Annotated in this window: 20 protein-coding genes; all 20 read left to right on the forward strand. The window is 52.8% G+C overall.

The window, feature by feature from the left end:
- Positions 1-97: 97 nt before the first annotated feature.
- The 20 genes from ndk to QWY27_RS12625 all read left to right on the forward strand — a co-directional run bounded on the left by ndk (position 98) and on the right by QWY27_RS12625 (position 21788).
- The gene (gene ndk / locus QWY27_RS12530; protein WP_290198717.1) at positions 98-523 is read left to right on the forward strand and encodes a nucleoside-diphosphate kinase; all 426 of its coding nucleotides are present in this window, start codon (positions 98-100) and stop codon (positions 521-523) included.
- A 30-nt stretch (positions 524-553) separates the two neighbouring features.
- Entirely contained in the window at positions 554-1699 is a 1146-nt protein-coding gene (gene rlmN, locus QWY27_RS12535; RefSeq protein ID WP_290198718.1) for a dual-specificity RNA methyltransferase RlmN, read from the forward strand.
- On the forward strand, positions 1696-2187 hold the full coding sequence (locus tag QWY27_RS12540) for a helix-turn-helix domain-containing protein (RefSeq protein ID WP_290198719.1): 492 nt from the start codon (positions 1696-1698) through the stop codon (positions 2185-2187). Before rlmN ends, QWY27_RS12540 begins: the two co-directional genes overlap by 4 nt.
- A gap of 32 nt (positions 2188-2219) precedes the next feature.
- A complete protein-coding gene (ispG, locus tag QWY27_RS12545) occupies positions 2220-3473 on the forward strand; it encodes a flavodoxin-dependent (E)-4-hydroxy-3-methylbut-2-enyl-diphosphate synthase (RefSeq protein ID WP_290198743.1) in 1254 nt (417 codons plus the stop codon).
- A 7-nt stretch (positions 3474-3480) separates the two neighbouring features.
- Positions 3481-4770, forward strand: a complete 1290-nt coding sequence (gene hisS / locus QWY27_RS12550) for a histidine--tRNA ligase (RefSeq protein ID WP_290198720.1) — start codon at positions 3481-3483, stop codon at positions 4768-4770.
- Positions 4771-4772: 2 nt separating this feature from the next.
- Positions 4773-5405: a YfgM family protein gene (locus QWY27_RS12555; protein WP_290198721.1), complete on the forward strand. Its 633-nt coding sequence runs from the start codon at positions 4773-4775 to the stop codon at positions 5403-5405.
- 2 nt (positions 5406-5407) lie between these two features.
- Positions 5408-6565, forward strand: coding sequence for an outer membrane protein assembly factor BamB (bamB, locus tag QWY27_RS12560; RefSeq protein WP_435433483.1), 1158 nt, complete (start codon positions 5408-5410; stop codon positions 6563-6565).
- A gap of 3 nt (positions 6566-6568) precedes the next feature.
- Positions 6569-7969, forward strand: coding sequence for a ribosome biogenesis GTPase Der (gene der / locus QWY27_RS12565; RefSeq protein WP_290198722.1), 1401 nt, complete (start codon positions 6569-6571; stop codon positions 7967-7969).
- A gap of 6 nt (positions 7970-7975) precedes the next feature.
- Positions 7976-9049 carry a histidinol-phosphate transaminase gene (hisC, locus tag QWY27_RS12570; protein WP_290198723.1) on the forward strand — a complete coding sequence of 358 codons (1074 nt, stop codon included), beginning with the start codon at positions 7976-7978 and terminating at the stop codon, positions 9047-9049.
- A 146-nt stretch (positions 9050-9195) separates the two neighbouring features.
- Complete coding sequence (gene hfq / locus QWY27_RS12575) at positions 9196-9444, forward strand: RNA chaperone Hfq (RefSeq protein ID WP_028817344.1); 249 nt, start codon at positions 9196-9198, stop codon at positions 9442-9444.
- Between the two features lie 18 nt (positions 9445-9462).
- Entirely contained in the window at positions 9463-10569 is a 1107-nt protein-coding gene (gene hflX / locus QWY27_RS12580) for a GTPase HflX (RefSeq protein WP_290198725.1), read from the forward strand.
- Positions 10535-11815 (forward strand): FtsH protease activity modulator HflK, encoded by a 1281-nt coding sequence (gene hflK / locus QWY27_RS12585; RefSeq protein ID WP_290198726.1) that lies wholly within the window; start codon positions 10535-10537, stop codon positions 11813-11815. The genes hflX and hflK overlap by 35 nt, the downstream gene beginning before the upstream one ends.
- 16 nt (positions 11816-11831) lie before the next feature.
- Positions 11832-12707, forward strand: a complete 876-nt coding sequence (gene hflC, locus QWY27_RS12590; RefSeq protein ID WP_290198727.1) for a protease modulator HflC — start codon at positions 11832-11834, stop codon at positions 12705-12707.
- Between the two features lie 227 nt (positions 12708-12934).
- Entirely contained in the window at positions 12935-14098 is a 1164-nt protein-coding gene (locus QWY27_RS12595) for an ATP phosphoribosyltransferase regulatory subunit (RefSeq protein ID WP_290198745.1), read from the forward strand.
- A gap of 82 nt (positions 14099-14180) precedes the next feature.
- Positions 14181-15476 (forward strand): adenylosuccinate synthase, encoded by a 1296-nt coding sequence (locus tag QWY27_RS12600; RefSeq protein WP_290198728.1) that lies wholly within the window; start codon positions 14181-14183, stop codon positions 15474-15476.
- Positions 15476-16015, forward strand: a complete 540-nt coding sequence (locus tag QWY27_RS12605; RefSeq protein WP_290198729.1) for a phosphoribosyltransferase — start codon at positions 15476-15478, stop codon at positions 16013-16015. Before QWY27_RS12600 ends, QWY27_RS12605 begins: the two co-directional genes overlap by 1 nt.
- Positions 16016-16082: 67 nt before the next feature.
- Positions 16083-16295: a 30S ribosomal protein S21 gene (rpsU, locus tag QWY27_RS12610; protein ID WP_028817338.1), complete on the forward strand. Its 213-nt coding sequence runs from the start codon at positions 16083-16085 to the stop codon at positions 16293-16295.
- A gap of 43 nt (positions 16296-16338) precedes the next feature.
- Positions 16339-18270, forward strand: coding sequence for a DNA primase (dnaG, locus tag QWY27_RS12615; RefSeq protein WP_290198730.1), 1932 nt, complete (start codon positions 16339-16341; stop codon positions 18268-18270).
- 477 nt (positions 18271-18747) lie between these two features.
- The gene (rpoD, locus tag QWY27_RS12620) at positions 18748-21144 is read left to right on the forward strand and encodes an RNA polymerase sigma factor RpoD (RefSeq protein WP_290198746.1); all 2397 of its coding nucleotides are present in this window, start codon (positions 18748-18750) and stop codon (positions 21142-21144) included.
- On the forward strand, positions 21144-21788 hold the full coding sequence (locus tag QWY27_RS12625) for a response regulator transcription factor (RefSeq protein ID WP_290198731.1): 645 nt from the start codon (positions 21144-21146) through the stop codon (positions 21786-21788). Before rpoD ends, QWY27_RS12625 begins: the two co-directional genes overlap by 1 nt.
- The last annotated feature ends 138 nt before the right edge of the window (positions 21789-21926 follow it).

The raw sequence follows: 21926 nt of genomic DNA on the forward strand, positions 1-21926 counted from the left end.
TTTAGGGTGTTGTGGCCAGATGTGGCGTGCTAGAATCATGGGCTAGGGTCAGCACAAGCAAAGTCCCTGTTTTTATTGAGATTTATTGGAGTTTTACATGTCAGTCGAACGTACCCTCTCGATTATCAAGCCTGATGCCGTGGCAAAAAATGTCATTGGCCAGATCGTTGCCCGCTTTGAAGGCGCAGGCCTGAAAGTGATCGCTGCGCGCATGATGCACTTGTCGCGCGCAGACGCTGAGCGTTTTTACGCTGTTCACAGCGCACGTCCTTTTTTCAAAGACCTCGTTGATTTCATGATTTCTGGTCCTGTTTTTGTTCAGGCGCTCGAAGGCGAGAACGCCATCCAGAAAAATCGCGATCTGATGGGTGCAACAGATCCCAAGAAAGCAGAGAAAGGCACGATCCGTGCTGATTTCGCCGATAGCATTGACGCTAATGCTGTCCACGGCTCCGATGCGCCTGAAACAGCACGCGCCGAAATCGCTTTCTTTTTCCCTGAAATTAATATCCACAGCCGTTAATTCGGTTGTCTGGCTCGTGGCACATCGCGCATGCATCCTGAACCAATCAATCTGCTTGGGCTCGACGCTCCGGCACTGACCCAGTTAGTGGGGCAGTGGGGGGGCAAGCCATTTCGTGCCCGGCAATTGCAAAAATGGGTGCATCAGCGAGGAACGAGTCAGTTCGACGACATGACCGACCTAGCGCGCGATTTTCGCGCGCAACTCGCCGAATCTTGTGTTGTTCAGGCTCCCAGCGTTCTAACACAGCACCGCTCTGCCGATGGCACCAGAAAATGGTTGTTTGATGTGGGCCAGGGCAATGCGATCGAGTCCGTCTTCATCCCTGAGGACGATCGTGGCACGCTTTGTATTTCAAGCCAGGCAGGCTGTAATGTCGCCTGCAGGTTTTGCTCAACGGGTCACCAGGGCTTCAACCGAAATCTCACTGCCGCGGAAATCATTGGCCAGCTTTGGTGGGCGCGACATGAGTTGATGCAGGATCTCTCGTCTGCGCGCGTCAGCGCAAGCGTGACGACTGACACGCGTCTGATCAGCAATGTTGTGATGATGGGTATGGGTGAGCCACTGCTTAATTATGAGCCTGTGCTTGCCGCGCTGCGCATGATGCTTGACGACAATGCGTATGGTTTGTCACGCAGGCGCGTCACTGTCTCTACATCGGGTGTTGTGCCCATGATGGATCGCCTGTCGCAGGATTGTCCGGTGGCTTTGGCGGTTTCTCTGCATGCGCCCAATGATGGGCTGCGCGATGAGCTGGTGCCTCTCAATAAAAAGTACCCCCTTAAAGAGCTTCTCGCCGCTTGTGAACGTTATCTTGCGTTTGCGCCGAGGGACTTCATTACTTTTGAATATGTGATGCTTGATGGCGTGAATGATACGGATCAGCATGCTAAACAGCTCGTTGACATTGCGCGCAGCATCCACTGTAAGCTCAATCTCATTCCTTTCAATCCTTTTCCTGCTTCAGGTTTGAAAAGGTCCTCGAATGAGCGTATTAGGATTTTTTCCCAACACTTGATGGATGCTGGGATTGTGACCACTGTTCGTAAAACACGCGGTGACGATATTGATGCAGCGTGCGGACAGTTGGCCGGAGAAGTCAAGGATCGAACGAACCTGAGTGAAAAAATGGCTATCAGAAAAACGATCCCCATCAAGGAGACAAGAGCATGAGTCAGCTGGAGCTTGGTACCCCGTTGAAAACTGAGTCTGCTCCAGCGCCTTCGGAGCTGATCACCTCTGCAGGTTCTTTGCGTGCCTTGCGTGTTTCAAAGGGTTACTCCATCCAAGACGTCGCGGTTCGTCTCAAATATGCGGCGCGTCATATCGAAGCGCTTGAGACCGAGAGTTATGACAGCCTCCCGCAGGGTTTGGCTTTGAGGAGCATGATCAGAAGCTACTCCAAATTTCTGGGTATCGATTCGAGGCCTCTGGAGGCCTCGTTGCAGTCGCGCATTGGAAGTGTTCAGGGCGGTATTGCCAATCACACTTCAACGCGTACGCTTGGTGCGCACCATGTCGAGCATGTCACGCATTCGGGTGCGCTGTCATGGTTTGTTCTGATTTTTTTAGTTGTGATCGTGGTGCTGGGTGTGGCGATTTGGCAAGGTTTGCTGCCTGCCGCGTGGGTGCCTGACTGGATCGAGGCCTTATTCCAATGAGCCAGAGCTTTCTCTCCACCGAGCCCGCCGCGATGCATGCTCCATCTATCGGACCACGTGCCCGTCATCCCACCCGACAGGTTGTGGTGGCTTGGGGACAGCAAAAAGTCAGGATTGGTGGCGATGCGCCTATTGTGGTTCAGTCCATGACGAACACTGACACGGCCGATGCGATTGCTACCGCGATTCAGGTCAAGGAGCTTGCGTTAGCCGGCTCTGAAATTGTCCGCATCACTGTCAACACACCTGAGGCGGCGCGTGAAGTCATCGCAATTCGTGAGCAGCTTGACCGCATGGGCGTTTCAGTGCCTCTGGCAGGAGACTTTCATTACAACGGCCATAAACTGCTGACTCAGTTTCCTGATTGTGCGCAGGCTTTATCCAAATATCGCATCAACCCCGGCAATATGGGTGGTGGCAAAAAACGAGATGATAATTTTGCACAGATGATCGAGGTCGCGTGCCGCTATGAAAAACCTGTGCGTATTGGTGTGAACTGGGGCAGCCTGGATCATGAGCTCCTCGCCAGGATGATGGATGACAACGTTAAATTGGCTCAGCCTCGAGATGGACGCGCAGTCATGCGAGATGCGCTGGTCGTATCGGCCATTAGTAATGCCGAGCGAGCCAAGGAACTTGGTTTGTCAGGCAATGGCATCATTCTTTCCTGCAAGGTGAGTCATGTTCAGGATCTGATTGCGGTGTATCGGGATCTTGCTGCGCGTTGCGATTATCCTCTGCATCTTGGTTTGACCGAAGCTGGCATGGGCAGCAAAGGTATCGTTGCCTCGACTGCCGCGTTGAGTGTTCTTCTCCAAGAAGGGATTGGAGACACGATCAGGATTTCTTTGACACCCGAGCCGGGTGGCGATCGGACCCGCGAGGTCATTGTGGGCCAGGAGATTCTTCAGACGATGGGTTTGAGGGCCTTTACTCCCATGGTTGTCGCTTGTCCCGGCTGTGGTCGCACAAGCAGTACTGTTTTTCAGGAGCTCGCTGATCGTATTCAGACCTACCTGCGCGATCAAATGCCGAAATGGAAAACGCAATATCCCGGAGTCGAGTCCATGAATGTTGCCGTAATGGGATGCGTGGTTAATGGTCCGGGAGAAAGTCGCCATGCTGATATTGGTATCAGCCTGCCTGGTACCGGCGAGGTGCCTTCTGCGCCAGTGTTCGTAGACGGAGAGCGTACTGTTACCCTCAAAGGTGATCATATCGCCGAAGAGTTCCAGCAAATTGTTCAAGATTACGTTGCGCGCCGCTATGGCGCACACACGAGATAACTTATTTATGACACAAGCTTTTTCCAAGGTCACCGCCATACGCGGTATGAACGATGCATTGCCCGGCGCGGGTGCGCGCTGGGAGCAGCTCGAAGAAATCGTACGCACTTGGCTCACCGCATACGGCTACAGAAATATGCGAACGCCTATTCTCGAGCATACCCGTCTGTTCACGCGTGGCATTGGCGAGGTCACTGACATTGTAGAAAAAGAGATGTACAGCTTCATTGATTCACTGAATGGCGAATCGTTGACCATGCGACCAGAATTCACTGCCGGCATGGTTCGGGCTGCAATCGAACATAATTTGCTTTATGACCGTCCTCAGCGCGTGTATGCGATGGGACCTGTTTTCAGGCACGAGCGTCCGCAGAGAGGTCGATACAGACAGTTTCATCAGATAGATGTCGAGGCACTCGGCTTGGCGGGCCCCGACATTGATGCTGAACTGATCGTGATGGTTGCCAGACTTTGGAAAGCCCTTGGGATCACGGATGTGCAGCTTGAGCTCAATTCACTTGGGCAAGGACAAGAGCGCGCCGCGCATCGCGCAGCCTTGATTGCACACCTTGAGGCACACAAAGATGTGCTTGACGAGGACGGGTTGCGTCGGATGTACACCAATCCTTTGCGTGTGCTGGATACTAAAAATCCTGCCATGCAAGCGATGGCTGACTCGGCGCCCAAGTTATTTGACTTTTTAGGCGAAGAGTCTCGCGCCCATTTCTCGGGTGTTTGTGAACGTCTAGACGATGCCGGGGTCGCGTATCGTCTCAATCCCAGAATGGTAAGAGGGTTGGATTACTACAATCTCACAGTTTTCGAGTGGGTGACCGACAAGCTAGGCGCGCAGGCTACGGTTTGCGGCGGTGGTCGCTATGATGGCCTGATCGAGTTGCTAGGCGGAAAATCCGCCCCTGCAGTCGGTTTCGCAATCGGTATGGAAAGACTGATGGATTTGTGGGGTCAATATCAGCCCGAGACTCAACAGCCTGAATGCTTGGTGTATTTTGTTCATCAAGGAGAGCATGCACAACGTAAAGCGGCTACGTTGGCAGAAAGGCTCCGCGATGAGGGTATTTCCGCGATTGTTCATGCTGGTTCCGGAAGTTTTAAGTCGCAGTTCAAGCGAGCGGATACAAGTGGCGCTCGGATTGCGGTTATTCTTGGGGGCGATGAGCTCGCCGCGGGGGCAGCGTCAGTCAAGATGTTGCGTGGTGATCCTTCTGATACTCTCGCTCAGCAACAAGTACCGCTTGATGATTTGGTGATGTTTTTGAAAGATAAGGTTAATTAGGTATGGCTTACGATCTCGACGAGCAAGAACAACTAGACCAGATTAAAGCCTGGTGGAACAAGTACGGTACCCTGATTTTGACAGTCTTGATCATCGCGACTGCGGTGGTTGGCGGCTGGAGGGGCTGGCAGTGGTACGAAGGGCATCAGTCCTCCCAGGCTCGCGGCTATTTTGAGGCACTTGAAGAAGCAGGGCGCTCGCAAGGAGAAGAGTCTGTCGCCCGCATCAATGCTGCGATGACAACCCTAAGAAAAGATTACGCCACGACGGATTATGCTGCGCGGGGTGCGCTGGTTGCAGCGTCTGCTCTTGTTGCTCGCAAGGATTTGCCTGGTGCGCGTGCGCAGTTGGAGTGGCTCGCACAATCCAAACATGCGGCTCTGGTGCCTGTCGCGAAGTTGCGTCTTTCGGCATTGTTTCTTGATCAAAAAGAATACGATTTGGCGCTGGCACAGCTAAAAGACGCGCCGCCTTCCTTTGAAGGTTTGTTTGCCGACCGTCGGGGCGATGTATTGGCGGCTCAAGGTAAAGACGCCGATGCAAAAAAAGCTTGGAATCAAGCAATCGAGTCACTTGGTGTCGCGAATCCTTTGACACCAATCGTTAAGCTCAAACTTGATGCATTGGGAGGTTGACCATGCGCAAAGCCTTTGCGGGAAGTCTAGTTCGAGTCACGATGATGCTGATTGCATCCTTCACTCTTGCGGGCTGCGGCCTGTTCGGGGGCGGGGATGATCGCTACAAGCCAACACCATTGACCTCGTTCTCCCCCGGACTTGCTGCGCAGGCTGCGTGGAAAACTCAAATTGGTAGCGGTTCAGGTATTGGCTTTGCACCAACGATTATTTCAGGTTCGGCTTATGCCGCCACACCAGATGGTGCTGTTGCGAAGGTCGATCTTCAGTCGGGCGCTGTCGTCTGGCGAGCAATGATTGATAAAAAACTCTCGGCCGGCGCTGGCAGTGATGGAAAGATTACTGCAGTCGTGACGCGAGAGGGTATGGTGGTAGCGTTGGACGAGTCTGGTCAGGTCAAGTGGCGCACTCAGGCTACGAGCGATGTCTCGATCCCGCCTGTAGTTGGCTATGGTGTTGTGGTGGTGCGCAGTGGCGACTACCGTGTGCAGGCCTTCAATGCTGAAACGGGCGATCGTATTTGGAGCGTCCAGCGACCTGGCCCCGCTCTGGCCTTGCGTGCACCCACCAGGATGGTGATGCTGGAGGGTCTCGTGGTGAGTGCGATACCTGGAGGAAAGCTGCTGGGTATCAATGCTGTATCAGGCGATGTCCAGTGGGAGGGGGTTGTATCGATTCCCAAAGGGTCAACCGATCTTGATCGTGTGATTGATATTGTTGGCGCACCAGTGGTGCTCGGCCCTGTGATGTGTGCGGCGTCCTATCAGGGGCGGGTTGTCTGCTTTGATATCGCCGCGGGTGGGCGCCCGGTTTGGGCGAAGGATTATTCATCCCTTGTCGGTCTGACGATCGATAACACCCAAGTCTATATTCCCAGCCAGACTGATGTCGTGACGGCTTTAAGCTTACAAAATGGTTCTGCAGTCTGGACTCAAGAAGCTTTGCGCAATCGCAAACTGACCAGCCCTGCTGCGGCGGGTGTGGCTGTAGCACTGGGTGATTTTGAAGGATTTGTGCATTTCCTTGCAAAAGATGATGGGCATATGCTTGCCCGTGTATCTGTTGGCGGCGGCGCGATTCGCTCTCCGCTTTTGGCCACGCCCCAGGGCGTGCTTGTTCAAACGGGTGATGGTGCGCTCGTAATGTTGGCGTTGAAATAACTCGTGTCTGTGAAACCTGTCGTCGTTTTAGTGGGTCGCCCCAATGTGGGTAAATCTACCCTTTTTAATCGTTTGACGCGATCGCGCTCAGCGCTGGTTGCCGACTTTTCGGGACTGACCCGGGACCGTCATTACGGCGAGGGGAGAGTGGGTGAGACGCCTTTCATTGTTGTCGATACGGGAGGTTTTGAACCTGTTGCTAAAACAGGCATCCTGCATCAGATGGCGCGACAGACCAAACAAGCAATTGCCGAAGCGGATGTCGTAATTTTTATGGTGGATGCGCGCGCAGGCCTGAATGCGCACGATCACGATATTTCCAGACTGTTGCGCAAGCTCGGGCAGCGTGTGATTCTCTGTGTCAACAAGGCCGAAGGCATGCCCCATGGTAGCGCTGTGGCTGAGTTCCATGAGCTGGGACTGGGTCTTCCTGTTGCTATTTCAGCTGCGCATGGTGATGGCATTGCGGATCTGATCGAGCATGCGCTGGAGGGGCTCGGTGAGCCTGCTCCCGAACCGCACGCATTCGATGCTGACGATGCAGAGCCCTCTGCTGAGGCGCTTAAGGTTGAGGGTGAGCAGTCGGAGCCCGAGCTCAAACATCGTATCAAACTGGCTATTGTGGGACGTCCCAATGTTGGAAAGTCGACATTAATCAACACGCTTCTTGGTGAAGAGCGTGTGATTGCTTTTGATATGCCCGGTACGACGCGTGATGCGATCGAGATCGAGTTTGATCGTGGCGGCAAACAATATACCTTGATTGACACGGCCGGCTTACGCAAGCGCGGCAAGGTGTTTGAAGCGATTGAAAAGTTTTCTGTCATCAAGACCCTCCAGGCGATTGAAGCCAGCAATGTGGTGCTGCTCATGATCGACGCGCAACAAGAAGTCTCCGAGCAAGATGCACACATCGCAGGCTTTATTCTTGAAACGGGGCGTGCGCTAGTAGTCGCAATCAATAAATGGGATGGGCTGGACGCCGATCAGCGCGAAAAAATCCAGCGTGAGTTCGACCGAAAGTTACGGTTCTTGTCGTTTGCCCGTGTGCACACGATTTCTGCTTTGCGCGGACAAGGCATCAATACCGTCTTGAAATCTGTTAATGCCGCACACGCTGCTGCCTTTTCCAAGCTGTCGACTCCGCGTTTGACAAGAGAACTCCAGGCCGCCGTGGAGCAACAGCCCCCTCCACGCAAGGGGATTTTTAGACCCAAAATGCGCTACGCTCATCAAGGTGGACAAAATCCTCCTCTGATCATTGTTCACGGCAATGCCTTGGATGCCATCCCTGATTCATATCGACGCTATCTTGAAAACAGATTCCGGGATGCTTTCGAATTGGCTGGCACACCTTTGCGGATTGAATTTAAATCGTCCTATAACCCTTACGCCGATAATTGAGTATTCATGAGTCGTTACTGGAATAGTTTGGTCGCTAAGCTTGATCCCTATGTGCCGGGCGAGCAGCCGCGGATACAAAACTTGATTAAGCTCAACACAAATGAGCATCCTTATGGCCCGTCACCTAAAGTGATCGAGGCAATCAAGGCGCATGCGAATGACAGTTTGAGGCTGTATCCAGATCCTTCGGCTCTCGAGCTTAGGCAGTCTATTGCACGTCGGTTCGGCTTGGCACTTGATCAAATTTTTGTTGGCAATGGCTCTGATGAAGTGCTGGGGCACGTTTTTCATGCGCTACTCAAGCACGATCGGCCCCTGGTATTTCCGGATATCACCTACAGTTTTTACCCTGTCTATTGTGGTCTCTACGAAATTGATTTCAAAACGATTCCCCTAGATAGCGAGTTGAAAATCAGGGTGGAGGATTACCTTCCCGGCGCTGCGGTCGGCCCGGTGGGTGGAATTATTTTCCCTAATCCCAACGCGCCAACAGGTGCCGCGCATAAATTGGGTGAGGTTGAACGTATCATCGCTGCGAATCAGGATGTTGTCGTGGTAGTAGACGAAGCCTATGTGGATTTTGGCGCGCAAAGCGCCGTCAGCCTGATCGACAAATACCCTAATTTATTGATTGTTCATACGTTGTCCAAGTCTCGTTCTTTGGCTGGATTGCGCGTGGGCTATGCGATGGGTCATCCTGATCTTATCCAGGGTTTAGACCGTGTGAAAAACTGTTTTAATTCCTATCCACTCGATCGTCTCGCGCTCGCTGGTGCAACCGCGGCAATGGAGGATCAGGAATATTTTGAAAAAACTCGTGATGCCGTAGTTCATTCACGCGAAGCCTTGACCAACGGGCTCGAACAACTTGGGTTTCAGGTGTTGCCTTCTGCGGCTAATTTTGTATTTGCCAAACATCCCGCACGAGATGGTGCAGCGTTGGCTGCAGCACTACGTGAAAAGAATATTATTGTTCGTCACTTTAAAACACCTCGTATTGATCAGTTTTTGCGTATCACGATTGGTACAGATGAGCAGTGCGCCCAACTTTTGGATGCTTGTCGGCTTATTTTGAGTTGAAGCCTCTTTCAACGATCAATTGGTAACTAAACGTTTCATTTACTAGCGTGTCGAGGGGAAACCCTGTACAGTATGGTCATTGGCGCCGCATCGCAGCAAATGTTTCACAATGCGGGGTCGTTTAAAACAACATATGGAGCCTGCCAATGAGCAATAAAGGGCAAACTTTGCAAGATCCTTTCCTGAATGCACTGCGTAAAGAGCACATTCCCGTTTCGATTTATCTGGTGAATGGTATCAAGCTTCAGGGTCAGGTCGAGTCGTTTGATCAATACGTTGTGTTGCTTCGCAACACCGTGACTCAAATGGTCTACAAACACGCTATTTCCACGGTCGTCCCTGCACGCGCCGTCAGCTTGCCTGTTGATGCCTCCGCTGAAGCAGAGGCTGAATAGTCAAACTGAGATTGACGCATGCGTGCGTTAATCATCAGTGTTGATCTCGGATCCCCTGACCATGCTGCGCATGCTGAAGAGTTTGCGTTGCTGGCCAAGGGTGCCGGCGCTAATTTGGTGGCAACACTCAACGCCCGCCGTCAGCGCCCAGATGCAGCCTACTTTATAGGTTCCGGCAAGGTCCAGGAGGGCGTTCTGCTCGCCCAAGAGTCCGAGGCCGAAGTGGTTCTTTTTGATCAGCCGCTTTCACCCGCACAGCAACGTAACCTCGAACGTCAATTCAACCTGAGAGTTGTTGACCGCGTAGCCCTGATTCTGGATATTTTTGCGCTGCGCGCTAAAAGTCATGAAGGCAAACTTCAGGTCGAGCTTGCGCAACTTCAACACCTATCGACCAGATTGACACGCCTTTGGTCTCACTTAGAGCGACAGCGAGGCGGCATTGGCATGCGAGGTCCTGGTGAATCTCAGCTCGAGATGGATCGTCGGATGATCGGCGGCAAAGTCAAACTTTTGCGCGAGCGTCTCGAACGTGCCCAGCGCCAACGCACAACGCAGCGCAGATCTCGTGTCCGCGGCTCAATCCTCTCGGTTTCTCTGGTTGGGTATACCAACGCCGGCAAATCCACATTGTTTAATGCAATGACCCGTGCCGATGCCTACGCTGCCGACCAGCTGTTTGCCACACTTGACACGACGACGCGCCGCTTGTGGATTGAGGGGGCCGGTCAAATTACCCTTTCGGATACTGTGGGTTTCATTCGGGACTTACCTCCCACGTTGATTGCCGCATTTCGGGCCACTCTCGAAGAAGCCACGCAGGCGGATTTACTCTTGCATGTTGTGGATGCCGCGAGTCCTCAGCGCGATGAGCAAATCGCCGAGGTCAACAAAGTCCTGGCGGACATCGGTGCAGCAGATATTCCCTGCATAATGGTCTACAACAAAACCGACTTGGCAGGACTGGAATCTCGTGTCGAACGAGACGAACATGGTACGATTTGTCGAGTTTTTTTAAGTGCTCAAAAGCGCTCTGGCTTGAGCGGGTTGCGTGACGCGATCAGTCAGTTTGCTACTACCTCGGAAAATAATGCGATCTCTTACGAAAATATTCAATCTGAATGATCCCGGCTGGGGTCGGGGTCAGGGCGGTGGCGGCAACGAGCCTCCTCGTCGTCCGCCTCAGGGAAATGGTCCACCCGATCTGGATCAGGTTTGGCGTGATTTCAACAACCGTCTTGGTGGTCTTTTTGGTGGCAAGCGGGGTGGTGGCAATACAGGCGGACCGCTTGGTAGTGGTGGTCCGACGCCTCGTCAGTCCAAAATTGGACTGGGAGTCATTGTCGCTGCCGCGGTGGTTCTTTGGCTTGTAAGTGGTTTCTTTATTGTCCAAGAAGGCCAGGTTGCGGTGATTACGCAGTTTGGTAAATACAAGAGCACGGCACAGGCTGGTTTTCAGTGGCGTATTCCTGCCCCGATTCAGTCGCATGAGATGGTTAATCTCTCTCAATTGCGTACGTTCGAGGTTGGCTTTCGCGGGAATCCCCGCAATCGCGTGTTGCCCGAGTCCCTGATGTTGACAGATGATGAAAACATCGTGGATGTGCAGTTCGTTGTTCAATATCGCCTGCGTGCAGATGGCGCACCTGATTACCTTTTTAAAACAAAGGATCCTGACGAATCTGTTCGCCAGGTTTCTCAGTCTGCCATGAGAGAGGTTGTTGGTACACGCTCCATGGACTTCGTTCTTTACGAGGGTCGTACTGCTGTTGCCGCCGAGGTTCAAAAGCAAATGCAAGAAATTCTTGATCGCTACCAGACCGGCATTCAGGTGAGCAGCGTGGCGATTCAGAACGTTCAGCCTCCAGAGCCTGTTCAAGCCGCATTCGACGATGCTGTGAAAGCAGGTCAGGATCGCGAGCGCCAGATCAACGAAGGTCAGGCTTATCGCAATCAGATTGTGCCTCTTGCAGCGGGTCAGTCTTCGCGGATGCTGGAGCAAGCCGAAGGCTACCGTGCCCGCGTAGTGGGTAACGCAGTCGGTGACACTGCCCGCTTTACAAGCGTACTGGCGGAGTATCGCAAGGCTCCCGAAGTTCTTCGCGAGCGTATGTATCTAGAAACGATGCAGCAAATGTTCGCCAATGCCAGCAAGATTCTGGTCGATACTTCAGGTTCGAACAATATGCTTTATTTGCCGCTGGACAAGATCACACAGCAAGCTGCTCAAGGCGCGCAGCGTCCTAACCCCATGGCAAATACTCCTGTTCAAACCAACGCACCCGCTCCCCTGACTCAGCCTGCGCCTGTCACACGGCCAGCTGCTCAAGGGCCTTCCAACACACTGACGCGCGATCGCGGCAGTCGATAACACAGAGGACAGAATCATGAAAAGATTATTTCCCCTGTTGATCGCCTTGTTCATTGGCGCGGTGGTGCTGTCTTCCTCCGTGTTTATTGTCCGTGAGCGTGACTATGCGCTGGTTTTTGCGCTCGGCGAAGTCAAAAAGATCATCTCCGAACCGGGTCTTTATTTTAAGTTGCCACCTCCATTTCAAAATGTGGTGACCTTGGATAAAAGACTCTTAACGATTGATTTGCAGGAAGCAGAGCGGATTCAAACCTCTGAGAAGAAAAACCTGTTGATTGATTCGTTCGTCAAGTGGCGTATTGTTGACCCCAGGCTGTACTACGTGACCTTCGGTGGCAACGAACGCGCTGCACGCGAGCGTCTACAAGCTCAGATCAGAGATGCGTTGAACGCTTCAGTCAACATTCGTACCGTCAAGGATGTTGTATCACTTGAACGCGATGTCATCATGACCGAGGTGCTCAATAACGTCGCAAAGCGCGCCGAACCATTGGGAGTTAAGATCGTCGACGTCCGACTCAAACGTATCGAGTTTGCTCCGGAGATTTCCGAGTCGGTCTATCGCCGTATGGAGTCAGAGCGTGTGCGAGTGGCGAACGAGCTGCGTTCGATCGGGGCGGCCGAGGGTGAGCGTATTCGTGCCGAGGCGGATCGCGAGCGCGAGCAAATCTTGGCTCGTGCGTATGGTCGTGCCGAGGCGATCATGGGTGAGGGCGAGGCTGAGGCTGCTGGCTTATACGCCAAGGCCTATGGTGCGGATCTTCCGTTCTATAGCTTCTATAAGAGTTTGGAGGGCTATCGTGCGGCGTTCGGAAAATCGGGAGATATCCTGGTTGTCGATCCGAGCTCAGACTTTTTCAAGTATCTCAAGAACCCGCAGGGTAAGAAATAGTTTGTATGCTCTTTGGCTTTGATTGAGGAACTTGCCTCGGTCAGAGCCGTACGATGCCTCGATAATCTGTATAATGCATTGTAAGCTTTAACGATTGTTCTGGCGGCTTGCCGGGCTTACGCCCCAAGCCGCTTTTTGTTTGGCCGCTCGTTTTGAGCGCAGCCGGGCAATTGAGCGGTTGTTATGAGTTCTTGTTGAACTTAACCCTTTTAAATTTACTTGCGATCATGAAAGGCAATTGGTTGTTGCCAGAAAGTTTGGCAGATATGTTGCCGGCCGAGGCGCGCCGTATCGAAGATTTGCGTAGGCATCTTCTGGACTTGTTCCGTACTTACGGCTTTGAGTTGGTTGCGCCGCCTCTGGTTGAATACATCGATTCGTTGCTTTCCGGAACCGGAAGCGACCTGAATCTGCGCACCAGCAAACTGGTGGACCAGTTGTCTGGCCGTACGCTGGGCGTACGTGCTGATATGACGCCGCAAGTCACACGCATTGATGCGCATTTACTGAATCGTTCCGGGGTCACTCGCTTGTGCTACTGCGGCCCAGTTTTGCATGCTCGTCCTGCTGGCTTACTGTCGAGCCGTGAGCTTTTGCAAATAGGTGCCGATATTTACGGTCACGCTGGTGTCGAGGCCGATCTTGAAATTATTCGTTTATCTTTAGAAAGTACGAGGTTGGCGGGTGTTCAGGCTGTGCGCTTGGATCTTTGTCACGCTGGCTTGGTGCGCAGCTTGCTAGAGGGCGATCCTCAGGCTCAAGTCCGAGCAGATGAAATCATGGCATTGCTCCGTGAAAAAGACTTGCCTGGGTTGAGCATGCTGGACAAAGGTGACTTGGCTCTCCAGTCTTCCACGGTTCAAGCGCTTTGCGCCTTACCTCAGCTCTACGGTGATATTTCCGTTATTGCGCGCGCGCGTCAGGTATTGCCGGCATCTAGCGGCGTGACACAGTCTTTGGATACGCTTGAGCAGTTGCTGTCATCTCTAGACGATGTGTCGGTGGGCGTTGATTTGGCCGATGTTGGTACCTATGGATATCACTCTGGTGTGACATTTTCCATCTATGCCGAGGGTTGGCATGATGCGATTGTTCAGGGCGGGCGTTATGACGATGTAAGTCGAGCGTTCGGTCGTGCGCGTCCCGCAACGGGCTTTAGTCTGGATTTGCGCAAGTTGGCGGCTGGTTTGTTGCCTGCCTTGCCGGCTCCTGCGATCCGAGCGCCTTCCGGGCAGGATGCTGGATTGCGCCAAGCGATGCAGGATTTGCGCCAGAGAGGCAACATAGTTGTGCAAGTTTTCCCCGGTGAAGTTGCCACACATGATGAGTTTGTATTTGATCGCGAGCTTGTGTTGCGTAACGGTCAATGGATGGTTCAGCAGGTTCTTTAGGCTTCGGTGCGAGGATTTTCATTTTGATTATCCTGGTGCTTGGAGATATTTCTCTCGATACTGATTGGTTTGATTACCCAATATGAGCAAGAACATCGTAGTAATTGGCACCCAATGGGGTGACGAAGGCAAGGGCAAGATTGTTGATTGGCTCGCAGAGTCTGCCAAGGGCGTCGTGCGTTTCCAGGGTGGGCATAATGCCGGTCATACACTCTGGGTCAATGGCAAAAAGACTATTTTGCGATTGATTCCTTCGGGCATTATGCATCCTAGCGTGACTTGCTATATCGGTAATGGCGTCGTGCTGTCTCCCGAAGCGCTTCTCAAAGAGATTTCCGAGCTTGAGGCGGCTGGTCTGGATGTGCGGTCACGTCTAAAAATTTCAGAGGCATGTCCTTTGATTTTGCCCTACCACGTTGCACTCGATCAGGCGCGCGAAGCACGTCGTGGCGACGCCAAGATCGGTACGACCGGTCGGGGTATTGGCCCCGCCTACGAGGACAAGGTCGCTCGCCGTGCGCTGCGCGTTCAGGATTTGTTTGACCCCCAGGGTTTTCGTGCAAAAGTTGACGAGGTCTTGGACCTACATAACTTTGTTCTGACCAAGTACCTTGGTGCGCAAGCTGTTTCAGCACAAGAGGTCGTTGATCAGGCGATGGCCTTGGCACCTGCTGTTGCTCCGATGGTGGCGGATGTCAGCAGTTTGCTGTTCATGGCCCAGCAGGCCGGTCAAAATCTTCTGTTCGAGGGTGCTCAAGGCGCGCTATTGGATGTTGATCATGGCACCTATCCCTATGTCACCAGCAGTAATTGCGTGGCGGGTGCGGCGGCTGCGGGTGCAGGGGTGGGGCCGCAAAGCCTGAATTATGTTTTGGGCATCACCAAGGCTTATGCGACGCGAGTCGGTTCTGGTCCATTCCCGACGGAGCTCCTCGATGAGACCGGGGCGCGTCTGGCGACCGTTGGCAAAGAATTTGGTTCGGTGACGGGGCGTCCTCGCCGCTGTGGCTGGTTTGATGGTGCCGCGCTGAAGCGTTCAGTCCGCTTGAACGGTATATCCGGTCTGTGTATTACTAAACTGGACGTTCTGGATGGCTTGCCAGTGTTGAAAATGGGTGTGGGCTATGAGCTGGATGGTCAAAAGTGTGACGTCCTGCCTTATGGTGCGGCCGCTGTTGCGCGCTCCAAACCCATCCTCGAGGAAATGCCTGGTTGGACTGAGTCGACTGTCGGGATCACTGATTTTGATCGCTTGCCTGTGAATGCTCAGCGTTACCTCAAGCGCTTGTCCGAGGTCTGCGGTATACCAATCGACATGGTCTCGACGGGTCCGGATCGCAACGAAACGATCATGTTGCGCAACCCCTTCGCATCCTGATGTCCGACACCAAAGAGGGCCAGGATTTACAGGTGGATTGGGATACTTATCATCGTCTAATTGAGCGGCTGATTATCTTAGTTCACTTGTCGGGGGCCAAGTTCGACCAGATTCTGTGTCTAGCACGAGGTGGCTTAAGAGTCGGAGACGTGTTTTCCAGAGTGCTGAGGCTGCCTCTCGCGATTTTGGCGACCAGCAGCTACCGGGAGCAAGCCGGTCGCGCCCAGGGCGAGCTCGATATTGCTCCATTCATCACGATGACGCAGGGGACGCTCACAGGGCGTCTTCTTCTTGTAGATGATCTGGTGGATAGTGGCCACACGCTCAGCGAGGTCAGTCAGCACCTGATGAGAACCTATCCAAGTATTGAATCGATTCAGTCGGCTGTTATTTGGTACAAAGCCTGCTCGAGCGTTGTACCGGATTTCTATGTTGAAAAGCTGTCGACGAATCCTTGGATTCGTCAGCCTTTTGAGATGTATGACAGCTTAACCCCTCAAGATTTAGTTGAAAAAAGCGCCAAAGATCTGTCGAAATAGCGTATTTATGCTATGATCTAAGGCTATTTAGTTGTTTAACTGTATTATTTTTTACGTCACGCATCCTATGCCTATCGTTCGTCTGAAAGAAAACGAGCCCTTCGAAGCCGCACTTCGCCGCTTCAAGCGCACAATCGAAAAAACTGGTCTGTTGACAGAATTGCGCGCCCGCGAGTTTTATGAAAAGCCAACTGCTGAGCGTAAGCGCAAGCAGGCTGCCGCCGTTAAGCGCCATTACAAGCGCATCCGCAGCCAGCAATTGCCTCCACGCATGTACTAATCTCACGGCGCACTCGTTGCGCCGTTCACGTATGGTCTGAGCGTTGATCCCAGATTCCTTTATCCAGGATCTTCTTGCCCGAGTCGATGTCGCAGATGTCGTCGGCCGTTACGTGCAGTTAAAGAAAGGCGGCATTAACCTTTTAGGTTTGTGTCCCTTTCATAACGAAAAGTCTCCCTCTTTCACTGTCAGCCCTGCAAAGCAGTTTTATCATTGTTTTGGTTGTGGAGCGCATGGGAGCGCCATCACATTTTTGATTGAGCATACTGGGGCCAGTTTTCCTGAGGCAGTCCGTACGCTTGCGAGTGCTGTGGGCATGACTGTCCCAGAGGAAAATCGATCTCCTGGACAAAAAGCGGCGAGCTCTCGCCGACGCGAAGAAATCTCCCAACATACCCAAGTCCTCGAGCTTGCCCAAAAGCATTATCTTGCGCAATTGCGTGATAGTCCTGCGGCCATTCGTTACCTTAAGGAAAGAGGACTGACAGGGCAGATTGCCAAAGAATTTGGGTTGGGCTGGGCCAGTGCTGATCGCCAAGCTTTAGCGAAGGTATTTCCACGCTATGACGATCCGCTTCTGGTCGAGTCTGGCCTTGTAATCGAGTCTGAAGACGGTCGCCGCTATGATCGTTTTCGTGAGCGCATCATGTTCCCGATCCGAAACGCCAAGGGCGAGATTGTGGGCTTTGGTGGACGCATTATTGGTAAGGGCGAGCCCAAATACCTCAATTCCCCAGAAACGCCTGTCTTTTCCAAGGGCAATGAGCTGTATGGTCTGTTTGAGGCCAGAAGCGCGATTCGTGCTGAGGGTTGCGTGATTGTGGTCGAAGGCTACATGGACGTTGTCGGTCTCGCGCAATTAGGTGTCCGTCATGCGGTTGCTGCACTAGGGACGGCGACAACGCCCACACATATTCAAAAGCTCCTTCGTGCGAGCGACAAAATCATCTTCAGTTTCGATGGCGATGGCGCTGGCAGGCGGGCTGCTTGGCGGGCCCTTCAGGCTTCATTGCCATTCTTGAGGGATGATATATCTATCCGGTTTTTATTTTTGCCGGCAGAGCATGATCCGGATAGTTATATCCGGAAATTTGGCGAAGAAGCTTTCAGGGCGTGTATAAATGAATCGGACGCGCTTTCCACTTTTTTTCTAAACGAGTTGGCCGCGCGACATTCTGTTCAAGAGCTTGAGGGGCGTTCTGCTCTGGTGCATGAGGCGAGACCCCTGTTGGCGCAGATTCCTGCAATTGCTCTAAAAGTCCAGCTACAGAATGAGCTGGCGCGTCTTGTTCAATTTACGCCTGAAGAGCTGAGTCAATTGCTCGCTCAGGAGGCTCCCCACAAAATGGCGGGGCTGCCTGATCCCGGTCAGCCCTCTGCCGGAGCTCAGGCGCGTGCAGGCGCTGCGGCTGACGAGGGTCCAATATTTCCGTCCTTTGGTCATGAAAACGGTTCGAATGAAGCTGGTGCGCCTACTCGTGGCGGTCAGTTCCCTGCTGGTCGAGTCCGACAGGGGCGGCAGGCGTCTGCGCCTCGCGCCGTCGCACCGTTGGCGCGTCGTTTGCTGCGTCTGCTTTTGACTCATCCGGAGTTAGTCGATCAAATGGGCGAGCAGCAGATTGAAATCTTGGCGCGCGGGCCTCATCTGGAAATGGTGCGGGATTTAATCGTTTTAATCCAGGCCTCGGGGGCCAGGCATGTTGGCGCCTTGATTCAGGCCGCTGATCCCGGAGCGGATTTGGGTGTGCTGATGATCTCGCTTGCCGAGGATCTAATGGCTCAGGAACCCTTGCCTAACCCGCAGCTTGAGTGGGAGGATGCTGTGCGGCGTATCGAATTGGATGGCTTAAAGGCCGAGCAGCAGTCACTCATTGGACAGGGATTAAATAATTTGCATGCCCAGCAAAAATATCAGGAACTTTCTCAGAGTATCACCCGTCTAATGAGGGTGATTGAATCAAGCAAAACGTCTTGATTCGGTTAAAATCAACGGTTTACGCAGCTCAGGCGTGTGTTTGATTCAAGCACGGATTGAGCAGGCTCGTGCTTGATGCACACATAAAAAACAAGAGCGATCATGACTCAATCTGTTGGCAAGAAAAAATCGATAGCTGCAGCAAAACCAACACCTAAAGCGGCAACTAAAGTCGTCGCCAAGTCTACTCAAGCAATAGGTAAAAATACGCCTAAGTCGGGTGCCAAGCCTGGTGCAGCATCTGCTGCGAAGTCGTCAGCAACTAAAACGGTATCAGTCAAAACGGTATCAACCAAATCGGCAACAGCGAAATCAGCCCCTGCAAAAGCTAGGGCTAAACCTGCTCCAAAGACTGTTGCCAAGCCTGCCAACAAACAAGCCTCCAAGTCTGCTGCCAAGTCCGCCACGCATGCACCAGCTAAACCTGTTTCAACTCATTCCGCAGTAAAAACTGCAGTCAAATCAGTCAAGGATTCAATGAAGTCGGCTTCAAAAAGTAAATCCGCAGTGCCCGAAAAAGTCAGCACCGCAAAAAGCAATGTGAAACCTGCCGCTAAAGCCGCAGAGAAACCTGCAGCAAAGCCCGCAGCGAAGTCCCCCGAAAAAGGGGCTGCTACGTCGGCTGCTAAACCGGCTATCAAGCCGAGTGCTAAAGTCTCTGACAAAGGTGACAAAAAAGCCCCAGCGAAAGTCGCTGCCAAGAGTGCCTCTGCTAAAGACGCAGCGCCTGCCGTTAAAGCAGTTCCTGCTAAAGCTGCGCCTCCTGCACCTGTGTCGTCGAAGGCCCCTGGCAAAGTCGATGTCTCCAAGCCAGCTCCTCCAAAAGACGAAGGTGATGGTCCGCCTAAAAAGGCGAGTGGTCGCCCTCCAGGTGGTACAGGTCGGCGTCCTGGTCGCCCCTCTAAAAATCCAAACAATAACGACGCGGATTTTGGGGACTCCGGTGATGGTGATCACGAGGTCGAGGTTGTGCCGGAACTCAAACCGATCAAGCGTGGCAAGCGCGGCAAAGGTGAGGGCAAGGACCTGATAGCTCGCGGTCCAGTGACGCCCGAGGAATACGAAGCGCGTCGAAATCGCCTGAAATCGCTGATTAAGCTTGGCAAGGATCGTGGTTACCTAACCTACGGCGAGATCAACGACCATCTGCCTGATGATCTGGTGGATGCTGAGGCCATTGATGGCATTATCAGCACGTTTAGCGATATGGGTATCGCGGTCTACGATCAGGCTCCCGATGCTGAAACGTTGTTGCTCGGTGAAAATGCGCCTGTCGCGACCTCTGATGATGACGTCGAGGACGAGGCCGAAGCGGCGCTGACGACAGTTGACTCGGATTTTGGTCGAACAACTGATCCGGTGCGCATGTATATGCGTGAAATGGGCACGGTTGAGTTGTTGACTCGTGAAGGTGAGATCGAAATTGCCAAGCGGATCGAGGAAGGCCTCAAGCACATGGTGATGGCGATCTCGGCATGCCCGACGACTGTCAATGAAATTCTGAACCATGTTCAGCGTGTTCGTGAGGGACAGGCTCAGATCGATGAAGTGGTCGACGGTTTGGTTGATCCGGACGATGGCGCTGAATACGCAGGTGCTGGCGTTTCTGACGAGGCAGACGAAGATGGTCCCGCAGGAGGCATGAGCAGCAAACAGCTCGAGGATCTGCGTGTCAAGGGCTTGGCCAAGTTTGAGATCGTCGGTATCGAGTTTGCAAAAATGCGTGCGGCCTATGAGCAGGATGGTTATCGGTCACCCACATACATGGCGGCCCAAGAGGCGATTCAAAATGAGCTGATGGGCATTCGTTTTACAGCCAAAATGGTCGAGCGTCTAGCTGATACTCTACGTGCCCAAGTCGAGGAGGTTCGCAAGATCGAGCGTCAGGTGCTCCATACGTGCGTGGATCGTGCTGGGATGCCTCGTTCGCATTTCATCAAGGTTTTCCCGGGCAACGAAACGAACCTTGATTGGGTGCTCGGTGAAGTCGCCGCGGCGACTGACTATGCGCACACGCTTGAACGTCACGTGCCTGCCGTACAGGAACTTCAGCAAAAGCTGATCGATTTGCAAGTCCGCGTGGTCCTGCCTCTTAAAGACTTGAAAGACGTCAATAAGAAAATGGCCACTGGCGAGGCAAAGGCTCGCAAGGCCAAGCGCGAGATGACTGAGGCGAACTTGCGTCTGGTGATCTCCATTGCTAAAAAGTACACCAACCGCGGTTTACAGTTTCTGGATCTGATCCAGGAGGGCAACATTGGCCTGATGAAGGCGGTCGATAAGTTTGAATACCGTCGGGGCTACAAGTTCTCTACCTATGCAACATGGTGGATTCGACAGGCTATTACGCGTTCGATCGCTGATCAGGCGCGTACGATCCGTATTCCTGTCCACATGATTGAGACGATTAACAAAATGAATCGTATCAGTCGTCAGATTTTGCAGGAGACAGGTGCCGAGCCTGATCCCGCGACACTGGCTTCAAAAATGGACATGCCTGAGGACAAGATTCGAAAGATCTTGAAAATTGCCAAAGAACCGATTTCAATGGAAACACCGATCGGCGATGATGACGATTCGCACCTGGGTGATTTCATCGAGGACATGGCAACGCTTGCACCCGCGGATGCCGCACTGCACGGTTCGATGCGCGATGTCGTCAAGGAGGTTTTGGATTCGTTGACGCCTCGTGAAGCAAAAGTGTTGCGCATGCGCTTTGGTATTGAAATGAGCACGGACCAAACCCTGGAAGAGGTAGGCAAGCAGTTTGACGTCACGCGCGAGCGGATTCGTCAAATAGAGGCTAAAGCCTTGCGCAAGCTCCGTCACCCAAGTCGTTCGGACAAGCTCAAAAGCTTTCTCGAAGGTCAGTGATGCAAATTCAAATCCTCGTCGTCCATCCTAGTCCTCTTGTGCAATCTGCGCTTGAGTGTCTCATCCGTTCGGATGCGACTTTTTGCGTCGTGAAAACGTTTGCCAAAGGCTCAGAGCTTGCCGCGTTTCTGACCACCACGACGGATCGTTTCGATGTGGTGCTCTTGAGCGCCGAGGATGAGCAGCCTTCGCTGATGCTGCGCATCTCTGCCATGAGCGATGCGAAGGTGTTGTTGCTTGCCCTTGAGCGCGAGCCCTCGAATGTTGAGGACTGGCTTAAGGAGGGTGCACGAGGTTTGATTAACCCCCAGGCTGATAGCGCTCAGCTTTTTAAAGCGCTCACCAAGGTTTACGCCGGTGAGTTTTGGTTTAACCGACAGATTACCTCGCGTATTTTTAGTGGTCTCGGTCAGTCCAAGGAGCTTTCCGAAGAGCAAAAGCGGATTGCTGAGCTGACAGCCAAAGAAAAACTTGTTGTGAAGGCCGTTGTGGACGGAGGGGGCAAGACCTTGCGCGAGACCGCCAAGGATCTCGAAATCAGCGAGAACACCGTTCGTAACCATTTGCGTTCAATTTATAGCAAACTTGGTTTGGCCAACCGACTTGAGCTTTTCGTTTTTGCCCAGCAGCATTTGGGTCGTTAGTTAAAGTCTTTTTGACTAAGATATTCGCACACCTTCAGTTTGGGCGAGTATTTGAAAAAACCCCTATCGCTAAGAGTGGATAGGGGTTTTACTTTATAGCTGTGGTATAAAGATACCATTAAGAATGGCTTATTTATC

This window comes from Zwartia vadi (assembly GCF_030410375.1).
Lineage (GTDB): Bacteria > Pseudomonadota > Gammaproteobacteria > Burkholderiales > Burkholderiaceae_B > Zwartia > Zwartia vadi.